The following is an 18,585-nucleotide window of genomic DNA, read 5'->3' on the forward strand; positions in this document are numbered from 1 at the left end:
TCCTTTTTAGTGTGTCGGCTCTTCCATCGTATAGAGCGTTTCTTTCATGGCATCGGTCTGTACCTCGATGACTCCAGCTGCATCCTGCAAGCCCTGGTTGTAATAATAGGGGCCGATCTCCCTACCAAAGAATTCCAGAAGGAATTCCGCATCGAACTGCCCTATCTCCTCTCCGAACTCACGATTGAAGTAGGCTTTGACCTTATGGACAAGATGTGCTTTTTGTTCAGGTGAAAATACTATATTTTCCACTCTTCTATCTTCCCTTCATACCATTTCCTCAACCACTGATCCACAGGATTTATCATTCTGTAAATTACCGGCACGACCAGAAGTGTCAGCACCATCGAACTCAAAAGTCCTCCGATGACCGCGATCGCCATAGGTGCTTTCGTTTCACTTCCCAGAGAGTGGCTCAATGCCAGAGGAAGCATGGCGAAGATCATCGCGATCGTCGTCATCAGGATGGGTCGGAGTCTCTTTTCACCCGCTTCCAGCAATGCAGCATTGGCATCTTTTCCTCTGGCCACAGCCTCGTTGGCAAAGTCCACCAGCAGGACGGCATTCTTGCCGACCATTCCCATGAGCAGCATGAAACCGATCATGACGAACAAAGAGAAGTGCTGTCCGCTCAAAAAGAGTGCGATCATCACCCCGATGATACTCAGCGGCAGCGCCACCATGATGATGACCGGCTGTATGAGCGACTCGTACAGGATCGCCAGGATGATGAACATCAGGATCACGGAGAGTCCCAACGCCGCGCCGAATGCCTTGTTGGTCTTGACCATCTCTTCGGCAAATCCGGTGAATTTATAGCTTACACCCAGCGGCAGCAGTTTGTCGATACCCTCTTTGGTATAGTTGACCGCTCCTCCAAGATCAAGCCCGAACAGATCGGAATAAACCGTTACCTGCCGCTGCCTGTCGTAGTGGTAGATCGCCGCGATCGACTTGGTATTGACGAAATTGACCAGCCCATCAAGATAAACCAGGTCTCCGTTGGCCGCTCTCAGCTGTATCTTCTTGAGGTCTTCAAGGCTGACCCTTTCCGAGTCCGGGAAACGCAGTGTGATATTGTACTGTTTTCCCTTTTCCTCAAAGTAGGAAATTTCCAGGTCACTTGAGAAAGCAATGGAGATCGCCTGGGCAATCTGCGATGCGGAGATACCCAGACGGTTGGCATTCTCTCTTAAAATATTGATATCGATCTGCGGTTTCCCCTCATCCATGTTCGTATCGACATCGACAAATCCCTTTTTCTTTTCAAGATAGGCGATCAGTTTGTTTTTAGCCACACCGAGCGCTTTGAACGAATCGGATGTCAGGACGATCTGGTAGGGTACCGATACCCCCGCCCCTTTGATATTGGGAATGGCCGCCGCAGTGATGTACATCTTTTTCTGGTAGGGTTTGAACTGCTCCCTGAAATTCTGGATGATCTGCTCCTGGCCGATGCTCCTCTTGCTTTTGGGTACCAGTTTGACATAGATGAGTGCCTTGTTCTTCTCTTTGACCGAGTTATACCCGACGCTCAACGTGGTAAAAAGGACATTTTTGTCTTTTCTGACCAGATTCTCTATGGCTTTGGACTCTCTGATCATCTCTTCGAGAGAAATTCCCGGCTGCGCACGCAGTTTGATCTCGAATTCCGCCTTGTCCTCTTTGGGGATGAAATCCATTCCGATCTTGGGAAAGAGGCTCAGAGAACCCACAAAAATCGCAATGATAACTATCAGGGTACTCACCTTGAAGCGCAAAACAAACCTCAGCGTAGCATCATATATCTTTTCCATCGCTTTGAAGAACGGCTCCGTAATATTATAGAACCGGCTCTCTCCCTTATGCAGCACCCTGGCACTCAGGCTCGGCATGAAAGTCATAGCAACGGTATAGGAAATAATTACGGCGAATCCGACCGTCATCGCAAAGCTCTCAAAGAACTTCCCGACAATACCGCTCATGTTCGCTACAGGGATGAACACCGCAAGCAGCATTGCCGAGATCGCCAGAATGGCAAAGGCCATCTCCTTGACCCCTTCGACCGCTGCTTCGAACTTGCCCATACCCGCTTCCATTTTCTTGTAAATATTCTCCAATACGACAATGGCGTCATCGATGATGATACCGATGGAAAGCGTCAGCCCGATCAGCGTCATTTTGTTCAGGTCGAAGCCCATGAAGTTCATCAGCGCGATCGTACCCATGATCGAAATGGGAATGGAGAGGGCCGAAACGACCGTAATAGTGAAGTTCCGCAAAAAGCCGAAGATGATGATAACCGCAAGGAATGCACCGTACACCAGGTCAAACTCCACATCTTTGAGGGAGTGGATAATGAACGGCGTCGTATCCTGTAGTATCTCTACACCATACTTGTCCCCTGCCATTTTCTGAAGCCCCGGGAGCGCCTCTTTGACACGCTTTACGATCTCGAGCGTATTGGTCCCGGAAATTTTCTGCACCTCGAGCATCACACCGGGGACCCCGTTGTACGAAGCGTAACTGTCCGGGTCACTGAGCGTATCTTCCACCTTTGCGACATCTTTGAGACGAATGTCATTTTTAATAATGATATTTCTGAGCTCCTCAACGCTCAGGGCGTCCGCCTTGGTCTTGAGGATAAACTCTTTGGTTTTGGTGATCAGTTTTCCGCCACCGATCTTAACATTTTCATGTTCGACAATACTGTTGAGCTCTTTTATCGTGATACCGAACTTGTTCAGCATCCTGATATTCGGCAGGATCTTGATCTCTCTGTCGCGGTACCCGATGATGTTGATAGCTCCCACACCGTTGATCTTCTGCAGGGAGGGCTTGACCTTCTCATCTGCAAAGAGCATCAGATTCTTGATAGTGTCTTTTTTGGCGGTCAAAAAGACATTGATCACCGGTGCTCCGCCGATATCAAGTTTACTCACCAGCGGTGTTTTGGCATCTTTGGGAAGCACGACAGCAGAGACTTTGTCACGCACGTCATTGGTCGCTTCATTGATGTCACGCTCCAAAAAGAACTTGACCATAACGACTGAAGCACCCTCCGAAGAGGTGGAAGTGATGGCATCCACGCCTCCGATGCGAGAGATGGCCTCTTCGATCTTGTCCGTTACCTGCGACTCAACCGTGCTCGCTTCCGCTCCCGGATAGATGGTCTTGATGGTAACCATAGGGAAATCAACATTGGGGTAAAGAGCTGCGGGCATACTTTTGAAACTCAGCCATCCGAAGATCACTAGTGTAACAACATACATCAGTGTCGCGATGGGCCTGTTTATGGCTAATTTATACATCTGCCTGTCCTACTTCGCATCGGGAAGAAGAATATACCCGTCCCCAAAAAGTCCTGGTGTAAAGCCTTCCGCTTCTATCTCCGCTTTTATTTTTCTGTTGGCATCGTTCGCATAGGGATAGACCTTGCTGATCTTTCCGGTATACACAGTGTTGTCCCCGTCTACGCTGTACCTGAACGTCAGGCCGGGTTTGAGCACTTTCCAGTATTTCTGGTCAACGGCAAGTACCAGTTTTCTTTTTTTCAGGCTTTGTATCTTCATCACGGTTCGTATCATGGCGCCGGAGACCACATCTCCCACTTCCACGCTTTTTTCATAGATCACACCGTCAAAAGGCGCTTTGAGCTGCGTCTTGTCCAGCAGGGCCTGTTGGTATGCCACCTGTGCTTTACTGTGCTCGTACTTAAATGCGTATGTATCGAATCTTGAGGCATCGACCAATTTCTTGACCTTTACCTGTCGTTCATAGTCTCTTTTGGCATACTTCATCGCGATCGTTGAAATATCTAGTGCCGCTTTGAGGTCTGAATTATCCAGCTCGGCGAGAATATCTTCTTTTTTAACCACCGAAGCCACATCGACATTCACCTTTTCCACCGTTCCGGTGGTAGTGAACGCCAGGTCCGCATGCTGTGCAGCCTCCACATTGAATGTCGCATAGATCTCTTCTGCCTGAAGGCTCAGTGCCAACAGCATCAAACTCAGTAGTATTCTTTTAAGACTCGGCATTGAGTGCCTCCCTGTACTGAATTTCACATAAATCATTTAGTGATTGATTGCATTGCATTTTAACGCTTGTAATTCTTGTCATCGTATGAACTCCTTGGGGTCTTTCCCCGCATAATAGTAATAGATCGATTTCTTCACTTCGTAATCGTACACCGATTCTTTGTATCGTGACTCTGCCAGTGTTTTGGCTGCAAGCGCGTCAAGGTAGGCAATGTCGTCTACCAACCCCACTTCAAATTTCTGTTTGAGCACTTTGTAGGTACTTGCCGCTGCCTTGAGTGCACTTTTGGCACTCTTCATCTTCTCTCTGGTTGTACGTAGGGTCTGTCTGGCAAGGTTGAAGTTCATACGCTGCTCTTTTTTTGCCTGATCCAGCCGTGAAAGCAGTGCCAGTTTCTGGTACTTCACCGCTTCACTCTCCTTGCTCATTTTCCCCATATCAAACAGTCTCATATTCACAGAAACCCCCACTTTATTCTGGTGGTCGATCAAAAAGGCTTCCCCGCCGCCGCCCGGCATAGGGACAAGATCGTCAAAATGTGATTTGTGATACGTATCGGAAAGATTGACCTGCGGCATATAGCCCGCATCGATCGCTTTGGCATTTTCGCCTATGGCATTGGCATTTGCCTGAAGGATCTTGATCGTCTCGAACCACTCAAAATGCACATTTTTAGGTTCCAGAAAATAATTGCGTCTCAAATGCCACGCCGGCAGTCCGCTGATCAGCTTCAGGTTCTCTTCACTGGTCTCAATGGCCAGTTTCGTATTTTCAATAGTATACTGATTCCCCTCATAGACAGACTGAAGCTTGTCGACCTCTTCCTGTGTCGCCAGGCCTGTCAGTTTGAACTTTTTGACACGCTCTATCTGTGCCTTGAGTTCTTTGGCACGCTCCTGTAGGGCATGTAGTGTTGCTTTGAGACTTTGAATGCCATAGTAATGACGTGCTATTTCAAGGGTAATGCTCTTTTCAAACGCGGTTTTTTCGAACAGGGAAGCTTTATGTTCAAAACCCTTGCTTCGCAACAAGGCATCTTTCCTGCCGCCATCATAAAGATTCAGATTCGCAGAAATAAAAGCATTGCCTGTCTCTCCCGGACTGACGATATATTTGGGTGACTGAAAACTGTAGTCAGCCCCAACATCCACCGTCGGCCAGTAGGCACTTTTTGCTGCTTCCACCTCCTGCTCTTTTGATTTGATAGTCAACTTTTTAGCCTGGATCATTCCGTTGGTCTTACCTGCACTCTCAATAAAGTTCTTCAAACCGTAACTCTGTGCCAGCACAAACAGCGGCAGGCATAACAGCAGTAATACTTTCATTGGTTCTCCTTGATAATCATATTTAGCAAACGATCGATCTCCTCTTTCACATCCAGGCTTTTCAAACGTGAATCTACGACCAATCCTGTTGCAAAAAGCATCAGTGAGCTTGCTGAAGCAGACATTTGGGCATTCAATTCTCCTGAACGTACCCCTGCCTCAAGGATATTGTTCAAGATATTGATGAAATCTTCCCTGCATGTTTCACTGAAGGAGAGCATCTCTTTCGTTTCCTGCATCAGTGAAATAGCAAGAAACTCTTTGTAGATATTCAGATGTTTACGTGCTATTTCATTTTCGAACAGCAGATAGAAAAAATGAAACAGCTTTTCTCTAGTAGACAAATCTGACCGGCTAACCTCACTAAGTCTCTTTTCATGCTCAATGATAAACGTCCGGATGATCTCAAAAACGATATCTTCCTTGTTCTCAAAATACTCGTAGATCGTTCCCTTGCCCACACCGGCAGTTTTGGCGATCTGTGAAATGGTCAGCTCGCCAATGCCGTGCTTCAGAAGCAATTCCCGGCAGGAGAGCGCTATGTTTCTGCGTTTTTCTTCTTTATTGACTATAATTGCCATTATTTTCCTTTTGACTGACCGTCGGTCAATTAAATTATAGTAACAAGCTTCTTAAAAGAAAATAAATCTGCTTTCTGACTCATTGAAATACCAACCAACGCCGGTATTTCATCTATGTTCATAGGGGATTATTTTATATCGTAGGCAACAGGATCACCCTCAAGAGTTTTCAAAAATGCTATGACATCCTCTATCTGTTCAGGGGTAAATTCATTTCCAAGCTGATACTTGCTCATGATACGTACCGCCTCTTCCAGTTTGTCAACAGAGCCATTATGAAAATAGGGTGCGGTTCTTGTAACATTTCTCAGGATCGGTACACGGAACTTCTGTTCACCATCCTTCCCCAGGAATCCACCTTCGTTAATGAAAGGAAAGGGGCTCTCTCTCAGGCGGATATCGGGTTCAAACCACAGTCCGATGTATTCGGAAACATAGCGTCTGAGAGGGAATTTCTGCATGCTCTGTCCACCGACAGACATCCCCGAGTGACATCCCTTGCACCCTTTGGTAAGAAAGAGTGTCATGCCACGTTTTGCCTGCGCTGAAATGGCAGTGTCATCACCTTCAAGAAAACGGTCGTAGGCACCTCGCGTAAGCAAAGTACGTTCATAGGCACCGATGGCTTTGCGTACCTGCTCGAAGGTGATATTGCCCTCATTGAAGACCTGTTTAAACTTTGCGAGATATTCAGGATGGCTGTTCAATCTGCTTTCCACCTCCTGTGGTGTCATATGCATCTCGAACGGTGCCTGTATAGGCCCGCCTGCCTGTTCCTCAACATCTTTGGCACGTCCGTCCCAAAACTGTGCTTTTGCCAATGCGGCATTCAGAACCGTTGGAGAATTCAAATGGTGGGGGTTTGGCTGTCCGCGTACACCGATTGCTGTGGGCAGATTGTCATCTCCGCCTTCACTCAGCATATGACAGGAAGCACAGGAAACTGTTTTATCATCAGACAACAGTGTGTCATTAAAAAGTTCCTTCCCTAAAGCGATCTTCTCTTTACTCATTGGGTTTTCCGGATTATCCACCACTTTCAAAAGTGCATCATAACTTTTAGGAATCGGCTTAAAGGTCGTTGAAAGTGCGCGATCCCTCAACTGTGCATCTATCAATGCAGGGGTTACCTTTTTAATAAAAAATGGTAAGGAAAATATAATGGTTATTACCAACAGGGTAATAGTAACAGGGTGCATAAGTTTCTTCATAACGTATCCTTTATTAAATACCGAAAGTCTCTTTTACTTTCTGTTCAAATGCTTTATCGTTCAACTCTCTTCTCAGAGGCACAAAGGTTTCTGCTTCTGCACCCACAGGTACAAAAATATCTGCATTTTCATCTTCAATAATCATCTTGACCGCATCAGCAATAGGCTGCGGATCAGGTCCGTCATCGATCGCCGTTGCCACGATCGGTACAAAATATGCCACCAGTTCTTTATACGGTGACTCTTCAGACGTTGTGGCTGCATTCGCAACCAGGCCCTCTTTGACAAAACTCGTACCGAAAAGCCCGGACTGAATAGAGTGTACTCTGACATTGTACGGTAATGTCTCAAAACGTAATGAGTCTACGATTCCCTCTACAGCATATTTACTTGCATTGTAATGTGCCAGGAGCGGTAATCCCATTTTACCCAAAAATGAAGAGATATCAATGATGACTCCTGACTTGGCTGCTCTCATGTGAGGCAATACTGCTCTGGTCGCTTTAATCAGTCCAAAAACATTGACATTAAACTGGTCGAACATCTCTTCATCGGTTCCATCTTCAACTGTTGAAAGCAGGCCATACCCTGCATTGTTGACAAGTACATCTATCTTTCCTTCATTTTGAATGATGGTCTCAACTGCCTGCTGAATCGACTCGGTATCGGTCACATCCAGATACACTGGTTTCAAATTTTCTTTTGCTTCCATACTCTCTGCTTTTCTGCTCCCTGCATAGACAATATAGCCGTTCTGTGCAAGAAACTCCGATGTTCTTTTACCCATACCGGAACTCGCTCCTGTAATCAACACTACTTTTGACATTTTGTATCCTTTTTATAATTTTTATAATTTCAGTATATAGGAAGAGAGACGAAGAATCAAGCTGTTTTTAGCACAAAAAGAATTTTCTTTTAGCACAAAAAGGTTTTTTTGATAAATAATCATTTAAATAGGAGTAATTTTATCCTATTATTGATCCAGATCAATTTTTTATGTATTTCCTTGAGCTATATTTCGCATAAGTTTTTAATTAGGAGTATTTTTATCCTATTAAAATAAAAAAGAAAGGTTTTTCATGAAAAAAACACTATTACTTATATTTTTACTGGGTACATCACTTTTTGCAGATGTAGAGAAAGGAAAAGCTGTTTTTGCTGCCAATTGCGCCATATGTCATACTGTTAATGGAGGAAAGGCTTTGGGACCAGATATGAATTTAGTCTCTTATACCAGACATAAAGAAGAAATTACAGCTTATGCGAAAGACCCTTATTCTTTATACAAAAAGTTTGGTTACTCTGCCAATGCTATGCCGACACTTCCTTTGGAAGATCAGGAGTTCAAAAATGTCGCGGATTACATCTCTTCTTTACAACCCTTCAAAAAATGGATGATCAAAAAAAAGAAATAATCCGGTTTAGCCTTTGATCAACTCTTTAGGGTACACACCGTAACTTGCAAAAAAAAGTTTTGAAAAATGTCCCTGGTGTCTGTACCCTACCCTTTTGGCTATCTCTCCTATCGTAAGGTCTTCTTCTTTCAATAACAGATTTGCCTCTTCCAGGCGCAGCTTTTGTACATAGCTGTGTATGGTGGTCTTGTAGACTTTTTTGAACACCGTTTTAAGTTTTGAAGTATTGGTAGCACAGAGATGGGCCAACACTTCCACTGTAGGCGGATCGACGAAGTCACTCAATAATACGGACTTTGCTTTGGAAGCCAGTGCCAATGCTTCATCACTGACCTCATCAAAAATATCAAGCAGCGAAAAACGGTGTATCATGAATTCTATGACACGTTGTTCTGCACGTATACTCTGCATGGTATCATGCTCTGTGATATTCAATATCTTCTCTACACTGTAGAGTGTTAATGCATCTATGGGCAGGGTATTGATATGCTCCAAAGAGAGGTCCTGCTGTATTTTTCCATAAAGAAAGTCTATGGGTTCCTGTCTGTTCCCACTCAAATAGCGTTTCAGAAAAAAATCGGCTATGAACAATACAAAAATATCTGACTTTTCGTGCTCTGGGATATGAAAAGAGATATCCTGTTTTGATGAGCAGTAAATGGCAATATTTCCCTCGCTGACATGCTCTTCCTTGTCTGAAAGATGGTCCTCTATGAAAAGTTCTCCCTCATTGACCATCACTATCATCACCATTCGGTCCAGGTTCTTAAGCCTCAGTGCTTCTCTTTTTGCATAGGTTCTGCTTTCAATAAAAACGATCCCGTTGGAGATATCTACCCTACGCATCGATGCCTTTTTATCTCTAAAAAGTTCTGTGACCTTGTAGCGTCGCTCCGTAATATTAAAAAAGAAACTTTCCATCTAACTGCACTTTTTAAAGGTTATAATAGGCTCTTACCCTGCGCTCAAAATCTTCATCACTCAACTCTTTTTTCATGGGGATAAATTTTTTGGCTTTGTCTCCTGCCGTTCTGCGTGCAGGGAAATCTACATTTTCTATGATCTCCAGGATCATTTCCGAAACCTCTTCGGTACTGTTTCCCTCATTGATCTGTGCGACGATGGTCGGAGCAAGTGTTGAGACCATTTTGGCATAAGGTGAATCCTCTTCAAAGGTCTTGGCATTGGTCACCAAGTTATCCCGTGCAAAATTCGTATCGAAAAAACCGGGCATAATGGCATGTACACGTATGTTGAAATCTTTCAACTCATAACGCAGAGAATCAGTAATCCCCTCCACGGCATATTTGCTTGCATTGTAAAAAGTGAACAACGGCAGACCGATCTTTCCGAGAAAAGAGCTGATATTGATAATGACCCCTGATTCCTGTTTTCGCATCTTCGGAATAACCGCTTTACACACACGCAAGATGCCAAAGACATTGACATTGAACTGATCGAACATCTCCTCTTCTCTCACATCTTCAACTGTAGAGACCAGTCCGTATCCTGCATTGTTCACCAGTACATCTATCCGTTCTATGAAACCGATCGTCTCTTTTATACTTTGCATATCGGTAATATCCAGGTGCACGGGACGTATGGATTCTGATTGAATATCAAAAAGTTTTTCCGGTGTACGGGAAGCTGCATAGACAATGAACCCCTGCTTTGCCAGTGCAAGCACTGACGCTCTTCCCATACCGCTGCTGCTACCGGTGACCAATACAGTTATGTCTCTCTTTTTCATAAAAACAGTATAGTTAAAATGCTGTGAAATCGCATTGATAAACATCAACCCCGATAAAACCAATAGAATTCATAAAAAACATACCTGACACTACTGCTATTTACATTGTTTGTGGCATAATAATTACCACTACGACCAAAATCCAGATTTCGGACTTTTAAATGATACGAAAACATATTACGGAACAGACAGTCATTTTTTTCAGTGTAGCCAAATGGGTATTTTTGTCTTCTGTAGTAGGAGTGATCATTGGTGCGGTCGTAACACTCTTTCTGAATATTCTGGAATATTCAGACACTTCACGCTCCTTTTTACCGTTCAACTACTATTACCTTCTGCCCTTTGCGCTTGTATTCACCGTATGGCTGGTAAAAACCTTTGCACCGAGTGCTGAAGGACACGGAACCGAAAAAGTGATCTCTGCCGTACACAAAAGTGACGGGAAAATAGATGTTTCCGTCATTCCCGTCAAACTTCTGGCAACAGTTATCAGCATCTTTGCCGGTGCTTCCGTAGGTAAAGAGGGACCCGGTGCACAGATAGGCGCCGGTGTCGCCTCCGCCCTCTCAGAACTCTTCAAGTTCAGCAAACAGGATCGTAAAAAACTGGTTATCTGCGGTATCAGTGCAGGATTTGCCACAGTGTTCGGGACCCCTGTTGCCGGAGCGATCTTCGGTGTGGAAGTGCTGATCATCGGTGTCATACTCTACGATGTCCTGCTTCCTTCATTCATTGCCGGATTTGCCGCTTTTACGACGGCACAGTTCCTGGGGATCAAATATACCTATTACAACCTGCACTTTTATCAGGATATCTCACTGGATTTCGTTCTGATCATCAAGGTGGTCATCGCCGCACTCTTTTTCGGTTTTGTATCCGATATTGTCATCACGTCAGTATCCCACACGGCGAAAGTGATCAAAAATATCAAACTCAACATCTATCTCAAAGCCTTTGGCGGAGGGGTAGTGATCGTAATACTCACACTGATATTCGGAGAGGAGTATATCGGCCTGGGACTCGATACCATCAACCATACGGTCAATCCAAACTCCACCTATCTTCTCGATATTCACTGGTACACATTTCTGCTGAAAACCCTTTTTACCTCTCTTTCACTGGGTGCAGGAGGCAGCGGAGGGATCATCACCCCCATTTTTTATATCGGTGCGACAAGCGGTCATGCTTTTGGATCACTGATCGCTCCGGAACATGTCGTTATCTTTTCCGCACTTGGCTTCGTCAGTGTCCTTTCGGCTACGACCAATACCCCTATTGCTTCAACCATTATGGCTGTTGAACTTTTTGGGATCGATATCGCCCACTATGCGGCACTCGGGGCTGTGATCTCTTTCCTGATCTCCGGACACCGAAGTATCTTCTCCTCACAGATACTTGCAATGAAAAAATCCGAAATGCTCTCGGTAAAAATAGGTGAAGAGGTTGAGAACATCAATACAGAACTTGAAGATACGGAAAAAAGCAAATTCAATAAACTCAAAAAGAGGCTGCAGGCAAAACGTGAACTGCTCAAAGAGAAAAAACAGAAAAAGAAGAATTAGGGATCTCAAATCTTCTTCAAAAAATCCAATATACCCTTTATGATCTCCAGCGGTTCCGGAGGACAGCCCGGTATATGGTGTGCTACGGGCAGATGATCGGCAGCAGGTGCCTTTACGGCAAAGGTTTTTTCAAAGGGAGCTTCCATCACCGGGCAGGCACCCAGCGTGATCACCCATTTTGGTTCAGGCATCTGCTTGTAGGCCTCAAGCACATGTGGTGTCATATTGAAAGTCATCAGACCACTGAGCAGCATGACATCTGCATGCCTGGGACTGGCAACGAAGTAAATGCCCAGTCTCTCCAGGTCATAGTAGGGGTTGGAAAGTGCATTACATTCGGCTTCACAGGCATTGCAGCTTCCGCTGTCTACCATCCTGATAGCCAGAGAGCCTGCAAATTTCTTTTTAACATTCTCTTTAATTTTTCTTTTAATCGCCTCCAACTCTTTATCCAGGGCTGTATTCTCTGTTAAAATACCCTCTTTGACTCTTTTATTCCAAAACTGTATCATAGATCGTTTCCTGCATAGCTGAGATCACAACTTTTATTGATAAGCGGAAAATCCGCAATGATATTGTTCGGCATCATCAGATGAAGCGTCTGCCAGTTCATAAAACTGGGATCTCTGACAAAAAATCTCTCGATGATCCCCTCTTTGATCTCTATGTTCATGAACAGTTCACCCAGAGAACTTTCCGCAAAAGCCGTATAGTCACCGTCATTGATCTTTCCTGTGACAATATGTGTATCATCCTCTTCCAGAAAGTGTTGCATCATGACAATCGAATTTTTGACCTCTTGCAGCCTGACTTTGAATCGTGCAGCCACATCACCGCTCTGTTCTGTTTGAATTTCAAAACCATGCTCCAGATAGAACGGTTCCAACCGTCTGTCAAGGGGGAACCCGGAAGCCCTCGCCACGACACCGACCGTATCGTATTTGAGCGCATCAGCCTTTTGAAGGATCCCCGTCGTATCGAACCGGTCCCACAGTGAGGGAATATCCATGATCCAGGTTTCAAAAAATACAATATCTTTTTGCAGTCCTTCAAGATAATCATGCAAAGAGCTTATATCGAGTACTTTGTTCTCAAACCCTATTGCATCAAAACCGAAACGGTGTCCCGTTACCTTTTGCAATTGCCGTCTGGCATCTTCAGACAGTTTGGAGGCAAATGCCAGTGCGGCACCGAACCCGGCATCGTTGGGGATGAACCCCAGATCGGTCAAATGGTGGATAATGCGTTCCATTTCCAGCAGAAAAGCATGCCGTTTTCTCAGGGAGAGCGGAAGTTCCGTACCGGCTGCCTGACAGACGATATCACGCCAGGCTGTCTGGTAGGCAATGGATTCGTTCCCACTAATACGTTCGATAACAGGTTTGGCTTCCAACAGTGTTTTACCTTCCAGCATCTTCTCTATTGCACGGTATTTGTAAAAGTGTCGCACCTCCTGATGCAGCATATCCTCTCCCGCCTGGGAAAAATGGAAATGACCCGGTTCGATGATCCCGGCATGGATAGGTCCGACAGAGACCTGAAAAACGCCGTCACCCTGTATCGCTTCATACTTGTAGGGTATAAATTCTGCAAAGTCCAGCGTATTCTTTTGGAAAGACTTTTGCATAGGATGTATGGCTTTGGGGAAACGCTCCTGATGCACCAGTGGCCGTTTGTCGAAGGCATCCTCGATGATGATACCAAAATCATCACTCATTTTTCGCTCGAACCAGATCGCTGAAGGATGCTTTTTTGCCAAAGTCCTGATCACAGGGTTCTCTTTAGAGATCATTTCTCTTTGGGTCTTGCTTTCAAAGACCGTGACAATCTCAAAGGTACCTTCCCTCTCTTTTGCATAGCGGGCAATGAGTCTCATGCAATACTCCTTAGATATGCCAACGATCCCGGCAGCAGAAGCGCAACAAGGGAAACAGCAAAAATGATCAATGCGAGAAGTTCGCTGGTATAGACTCTCTTTTCACTCTCTTCTCCCTCATACTTCATGGACTGGTAGATCGCAACAAAACGGTAAAAGATCACCGACAGCAATATCAGCAACAGTAATACCGCACCGATCATGGCCAACATATGATCGCTCTGTTTGGCATTGTCTATCATGGCAGCAAATCCGTACAGTTCGCTGAAGAACATCGGACTCGGGGGAAGCGAGATGATCGCCAGAAGAAAAAGAGAGACCAGAAACCAGAAAATGGTACCTTTTTTTCCGCTGTATCCGCGCAAAGCCCCGGCGATCCGATATTTCCCCTGAGATTCAAGCACACCGGTCGAAAGAAAAAGTGCCGGTTTCAAAAAAGCATGCGCTCCAAAATGCAGCAATGCGGCAAATGTACCGCCACTCACCCAGAAAAGTGCGATCAGTGCCATATGCTCTATACCCGATAGGGAGAAAAGCCGCATAAAATCTTTGGCTCTGAAGATCAGGAAGGAAACGATGAAGATCGTCAGCAATGTATAGACAAATACAAAAACGAAGAGGTGGGAATAGTTGACCTGTCTGGCAACTTCACTGAAGCGGAAGAAACCTATGATCACTGCAGATTCCAGAATACCGCTGAAGAGTGCTGCTACAGGATAGAAGGAAGCTCTTTCAATATTGGCCAGCCAGAGGTTCATCGGGAAAAATCCCATCTTGACGAACATACCTACTGTTGCAATGGCAAAACCCATTTCAAACAGGAACGGAGACGGAATATCGCCTGCATATTTTACCAGCAGATCAAAACGCATGGCATCTTCACCCAAAACAGGCTTGGCACTGGCATACATCAGAATAATACCAAAAAGAAGCAGGGAGATCGCAATGGCACCGACGATCATGTAGTTCCATGCCTCTTTGTGCGCCGCTTTGGTATGATTGGTCTTTATCATATAGACGGTGGAGAGTGTCGCAAGTTCCAGACCGATCCAATAGATCCCCATATGATTTGCCAAAATGGAGAAGATAAGTCCTACCCAGAAAAGTGCAAAGAAGCGGTAGAAACGGTTGTAGGCTTTGGCAGATACCCTGACATGTTTGTCCAGTGTCAAAAGTGCCGATGTCACACCGATCCCAACGATCGACGAGACCAGAAGAATGTAGGTATCGAGTTTGTCCGCCACCAGATAACTGTCCCAGATACTGTAGGGTTTGGGGAGAAGAAAAAGTTCCACGATCGGCAGGAGAATCATCAAAGAGGTGATCGCCAGAAGGAATTTCGCTTTTTTATGTTTGAAAAAGCTGACGATGAACATAATGATCGCAGGAAGAATAAGCAGAGTCAGCATCATAATGTAGTCTCCTCTTTATGGAAAAGCAGGTTAATGACCACGATCGCCATCAGCAGGTCGAAGAAGATGCCAAGCTCCACCAGCATCGGCATCCCGTCTGTCGCCGTGATCCCCAGCAGAAACAGTGCATTCTCCATGCTGAGGAAACCTATGATCTTCGGTGCGACATTTCTGTGCTCCATCATAAGCAGAAGAGATAGGAAAAGCGAGGAAATGCTGATCGCAACGTAATTGGCATTGCCACTCATCATATGGGTGATCGGATCTGCAAGGTAAAAGGTAAAGACCAGGATCGCCGGAATAAGCATAATGGCATACTGCACCTTGATTTCCGGGGTGACCTGACGTACAAAGTGAAATTTCTGACTCATATTTTTAAAGAAGTATGGTATCCCCACTGCTTTGATAAGGATCGTCGCCACACCGGTGATCAGCATCGCTTTGTCATCCAGCTCTTTCCCTATGAAAAGTGCCAGTAACCCCAGCATCAGCGAATTGAGAGAATACCACAAAAGCAACCGATACAGCCTTGTGGCAAAGAGGGCCGTGATAAGAGAAGCCAAAAACAATCCGATCAGAAAATCAACCATAATTCAAGCCCCCAGTACATAAAAAGTGATCAAAGACAAAAAAGCGAACACGATCGCAATGCCAAGCAGGTTGGGAACCTTGAAGAGCCTGAGTTTTGCTGTGTTCACTTCTATAAGCGCTACGGCAAATGCAACAAGGAAGAGTTTCGCGACAAAGAACAACACGGCTATAGGCGCACTATACTCCAACCCCAGCGGCAGAAAAAGTGATACAAAAAGTGAAGAAAAAATGATAAATTTTACGGAAGATGCACTCTCGATGATCGCAAGATAGACACCTGTCAGATCGAGTATCATCGCTTCATGTACCATGGTAAGCTCCAGGTGTGTTTCAGGGTTGTCGATGGGTATACGGCCATTTTCAGCCAGAAGCAGTATGAAAAAACTGATACCTGCAAACAAAAAGCTTGCCATATGTTCCTTGGGGAAATGTGCTGCAAGATTGACACCTGCCTGCCCTACCCCCAGATCCCCTGCCATCATGGAAACACTGAAGATGGTCAAAACCATAGCCGGTTCCACAAGCGCGGCAATGAACGCTTCTCTCGAACTGCCCATACCGCCAAAAGCACTTGCGCTGTCCAGTCCCAGAAGCATCAGGAAAAAGGTTGAAAGCGATATGAGCCCCGTAATAGTGAAGGCATCCATAAAACTCACATAAAAGGCCCCATGAACTACAGGCGGCAGAAAAAAGAGTACGACAAGCAGCGGAGAGAGGACCAGGAACGGCGCATAACGTGTCATCGCACTTGTCTCTTCGGAAATGATCGTCTCTTTCTGCATCAGTTTTGAGAAATTCCTGTAGCCCTGAAAAACAGAAACGGTTTTTTAAAGAGCAGCAGCATCTTGACCGCCTTGATGAAAGAAAGCAGTAAAGGTGCCAAAAGAAGCAGCAGAACGATCGTCAACAGATAGGTGATCATTTTTTATCTCCTATGATCAGTACTTTGATCGAAATAATCATGACGATACCTTCAAGCACAAAAGTCGCCCATGAAAAAGTATGTGCAAAAATCCTGTAGCTGAAAAGCACTATCAGCATCAGGTTGAAAATCATCGCGGCATAGCGTGTCTGCTCAAAATGTGACAGACGATAGACCCAGTAGCTGATCGCATTGGCCACTTTGGAGACAGAGTTGTAGAGTGACGTTTCAAACAGAGGCTTGACATGGACTTCGTAATGGGAACTGCTGAATTTGCTCTCATGCCCTGCCAGCGTCTCTTTGCAGAAATGCTCCTCCGGTTTATACAGCCAGTTGAAAAATCGTCGGATAGGGCCTGCAAATCCTGTAGCTGTGTATTGTGTCTTTGCCGATGTTCTGTATCCGCATCCCCAGGTATGGTGTACCCGCTCTTTGACCTTCAGTGTTTTATATGCAAACATCAGCAGTGCCGTTACGCCTATCAGCGCCGCCAGCAGGATAAGCGGAGAGACCACACCGCCGTGCATGCTTACTGAGTGCATATGCAGCACTCCTTCAGGGAAGATCTTGTCGTACACTGAAAGATGTCCCAGTGCTACAAGCCCTTTGTCGAACCATGCTATATAGAACGGTGTAAAGAGCATCAGTGAGATAACCACCAGTGCCATAAGTATCAAGCCGGACCGCATCAGAAAATTAACCTCATGGGCATGTTTTGCATTGGTACTTCTGTGCAGGCCAAGAAAGGTAATGCCATAGGCTTTGACAAAGCAGGCGATCGCCAGACCACCCGTCATGGCAAGAGCAAAAATGGCAAAGGGAATCGCCAGTTTTAGGGACATATTGCCAAGATGGCTTGAGCCGAGCATGGACTGGAAGATCATCCATTCGCTTAAAAACCCGTTCGTTGGCGGCAAAGCAGAAATGGAAATAGACGCAAGCAAAAAGGTCAGAGCCGTTATAGGCATGGATTTAATGAGGCCGCCGTATTTTTCTATGTTCTTTGTATGTGTCTGATGCAGCACAGAACCCGCTCCCATAAAGAGTAACGATTTGAAACTCATATGGTTGAAGGTATGGAAAAGTGCCGCAATAAAAGCGAAAGAACTCAAAACCTTCAAGTGCATACTGTCAAAGATCATTCCCATCCCGAAACCCATGAGTATAATACCGATATTTTCTATGGAATGGTTCGCCAGAAGCGCTTTGATATCATGTTCGCTCAGGGCATACAGTACCCCTACAAGCGAAGAGAGCGCACCAATGACCAAAATGACTATCCCCCACTCCAGCGGCCAGGGATAAAGTACATCGAACAAAAACCGGAACATCCCGTAAATGGCCACTTTCAGCATCACACCGCTCATGAGTGCCGAAACCGGGGAAGGGGCTTCCGGATGAGCATAAGGCAGCCAGACATGCAGAGGAACCGCCCCGGCCTTACTCAGGAAACCAAGGATCAAAAAGAAGAAAAGCAGTGTCGGGTACGCGAATGCCGAAGCGATCCCATGCATGGCGGCAAAACCTATTTCAAGGTCACCGTCAGTGACTATCAGGAAGAAGAGCAGCAGAAATACAAAACCGAAATGGGTCATAATAAAATAGAACTTGGCCGCTTCAATGGTCTTTTTCTCTTTCGCTTCCGTCAGGATCAGCTGCCAGCTTGTCAGACTCATCAATTCCCAGAAAAGCAAAAAGACAAGGGCATTGGCAGAGACAACAACGCCCAGCATGGAGAGGATGAATGCAAAATAGTGCAGCTGATAATGTATTTTTCTTTCGATATCGGGAAGGTATCCGTACGAATAAAAAAGATTTGGGATCGTACCCAGAAGGATCAGTGCAACAAAAATCACGGAAAGGGTATCAAACTGAAACATAACACAACTCCATAAAATTGCAAATACGGATATACGAGTT

18 protein-coding genes are annotated in these 18,585 nt (G+C 45.3%); 2 read left to right on the plus strand and 16 right to left on the minus strand.

From position 1 onward, the window contains the following. Positions 1 to 6 precede the first annotated feature (6 nt). From YH65_RS09655 to YH65_RS09685, 7 genes are all read right to left on the minus strand, one after another. Complete coding sequence (locus YH65_RS09655; protein ID WP_046551682.1) at positions 7 to 252, minus strand: DUF2164 domain-containing protein; 246 nt, start codon at positions 250 to 252, stop codon at positions 7 to 9. Continuing rightward, positions 240 to 3,290: an efflux RND transporter permease subunit gene (locus YH65_RS09660; RefSeq protein ID WP_046551683.1), complete on the minus strand. Its 3,051-nt coding sequence runs from the start codon at positions 3,288 to 3,290 to the stop codon at positions 240 to 242. The genes YH65_RS09655 and YH65_RS09660 overlap by 13 nt, the downstream gene beginning before the upstream one ends. Before the next feature lie 9 nt (positions 3,291 to 3,299). Then, positions 3,300 to 4,019: an efflux RND transporter periplasmic adaptor subunit gene (locus YH65_RS09665; protein ID WP_046551684.1), complete on the minus strand. Its 720-nt coding sequence runs from the start codon at positions 4,017 to 4,019 to the stop codon at positions 3,300 to 3,302. Between the two features lie 78 nt (positions 4,020 to 4,097). Next, a complete protein-coding gene (locus tag YH65_RS09670) occupies positions 4,098 to 5,345 on the minus strand; it encodes a TolC family protein (protein WP_046551685.1) in 1,248 nt (415 codons plus the stop codon). Next, on the minus strand, positions 5,342 to 5,926 hold the full coding sequence (locus YH65_RS09675; RefSeq protein ID WP_046551686.1) for a TetR/AcrR family transcriptional regulator: 585 nt from the start codon (positions 5,924 to 5,926) through the stop codon (positions 5,342 to 5,344). Before YH65_RS09675 ends, YH65_RS09670 begins: the two co-directional genes overlap by 4 nt. Positions 5,927 to 6,054: 128 nt before the next feature. Continuing rightward, on the minus strand, positions 6,055 to 7,137 hold the full coding sequence (locus YH65_RS09680) for a cytochrome-c peroxidase (protein WP_046551687.1): 1,083 nt from the start codon (positions 7,135 to 7,137) through the stop codon (positions 6,055 to 6,057). Positions 7,138 to 7,150: 13 nt separating this feature from the next. After that, on the minus strand, positions 7,151 to 7,963 hold the full coding sequence (locus YH65_RS09685) for an SDR family oxidoreductase (RefSeq protein ID WP_046551688.1): 813 nt from the start codon (positions 7,961 to 7,963) through the stop codon (positions 7,151 to 7,153). 253 nt (positions 7,964 to 8,216) lie between these two features. Here YH65_RS09685 and YH65_RS09690 point away from each other — a divergent pair, with 253 nt between their 5' ends. After that, positions 8,217 to 8,552 carry a c-type cytochrome gene (locus tag YH65_RS09690; RefSeq protein WP_046551689.1) on the plus strand — a complete coding sequence of 112 codons (336 nt, stop codon included), beginning with the start codon at positions 8,217 to 8,219 and terminating at the stop codon, positions 8,550 to 8,552. A 6-nt stretch (positions 8,553 to 8,558) separates the two neighbouring features. Here the strand turns inward: YH65_RS09690 and YH65_RS09695 are convergent, their stop codons facing one another. Both YH65_RS09695 and YH65_RS09700 read right to left on the minus strand, forming a co-directional pair. Next, entirely contained in the window at positions 8,559 to 9,473 is a 915-nt protein-coding gene (locus YH65_RS09695) for a helix-turn-helix transcriptional regulator (protein ID WP_046551690.1), read from the minus strand. 13 nt (positions 9,474 to 9,486) lie between these two features. Next, positions 9,487 to 10,302 carry an SDR family oxidoreductase gene (locus YH65_RS09700; protein ID WP_084722103.1) on the minus strand — a complete coding sequence of 272 codons (816 nt, stop codon included), beginning with the start codon at positions 10,300 to 10,302 and terminating at the stop codon, positions 9,487 to 9,489. Positions 10,303 to 10,463: 161 nt separating this feature from the next. Between YH65_RS09700 and YH65_RS09705 the strand changes: the two genes are divergently transcribed. Beyond that, complete coding sequence (locus YH65_RS09705) at positions 10,464 to 11,864, plus strand: chloride channel protein (RefSeq protein ID WP_179944234.1); 1,401 nt, start codon at positions 10,464 to 10,466, stop codon at positions 11,862 to 11,864. Between the two features lie 5 nt (positions 11,865 to 11,869). Here YH65_RS09705 and YH65_RS09710 read toward each other — a convergent pair whose 3' ends face one another. From YH65_RS09710 to YH65_RS09735, 7 genes are read right to left on the minus strand one after another with little or no spacing between them, the layout of a single operon-like run. Continuing rightward, positions 11,870 to 12,376 (minus strand): NADH-quinone oxidoreductase subunit B family protein, encoded by a 507-nt coding sequence (locus tag YH65_RS09710; RefSeq protein WP_046551691.1) that lies wholly within the window; start codon positions 12,374 to 12,376, stop codon positions 11,870 to 11,872. After that, positions 12,373 to 13,740, minus strand: coding sequence for a hydrogenase large subunit (locus YH65_RS09715; protein ID WP_046551692.1), 1,368 nt, complete (start codon positions 13,738 to 13,740; stop codon positions 12,373 to 12,375). Before YH65_RS09715 ends, YH65_RS09710 begins: the two co-directional genes overlap by 4 nt. Further along, entirely contained in the window at positions 13,737 to 15,152 is a 1,416-nt protein-coding gene (locus tag YH65_RS09720; RefSeq protein ID WP_084722067.1) for a proton-conducting transporter transmembrane domain-containing protein, read from the minus strand. The genes YH65_RS09715 and YH65_RS09720 overlap by 4 nt, the downstream gene beginning before the upstream one ends. Next, positions 15,149 to 15,742 carry a hydrogenase gene (locus YH65_RS09725; protein ID WP_046551693.1) on the minus strand — a complete coding sequence of 198 codons (594 nt, stop codon included), beginning with the start codon at positions 15,740 to 15,742 and terminating at the stop codon, positions 15,149 to 15,151. The genes YH65_RS09720 and YH65_RS09725 overlap by 4 nt, the downstream gene beginning before the upstream one ends. A gap of 3 nt (positions 15,743 to 15,745) precedes the next feature. Then, on the minus strand, positions 15,746 to 16,525 hold the full coding sequence (locus tag YH65_RS09730; protein ID WP_245609194.1) for a respiratory chain complex I subunit 1 family protein: 780 nt from the start codon (positions 16,523 to 16,525) through the stop codon (positions 15,746 to 15,748). Then, positions 16,525 to 16,665, minus strand: coding sequence for a hypothetical protein (locus tag YH65_RS11675; protein WP_245609195.1), 141 nt, complete (start codon positions 16,663 to 16,665; stop codon positions 16,525 to 16,527). Before YH65_RS11675 ends, YH65_RS09730 begins: the two co-directional genes overlap by 1 nt. Next, a complete protein-coding gene (locus YH65_RS09735) occupies positions 16,662 to 18,545 on the minus strand; it encodes a proton-conducting transporter transmembrane domain-containing protein (RefSeq protein ID WP_046551694.1) in 1,884 nt (627 codons plus the stop codon). The genes YH65_RS11675 and YH65_RS09735 overlap by 4 nt, the downstream gene beginning before the upstream one ends. Between the last annotated feature and the right edge of the window lie 40 nt (positions 18,546 to 18,585).

Source organism: Sulfurovum lithotrophicum, from assembly GCF_000987835.1.
Taxonomy (GTDB): domain Bacteria; phylum Campylobacterota; class Campylobacteria; order Campylobacterales; family Sulfurovaceae; genus Sulfurovum; species Sulfurovum lithotrophicum.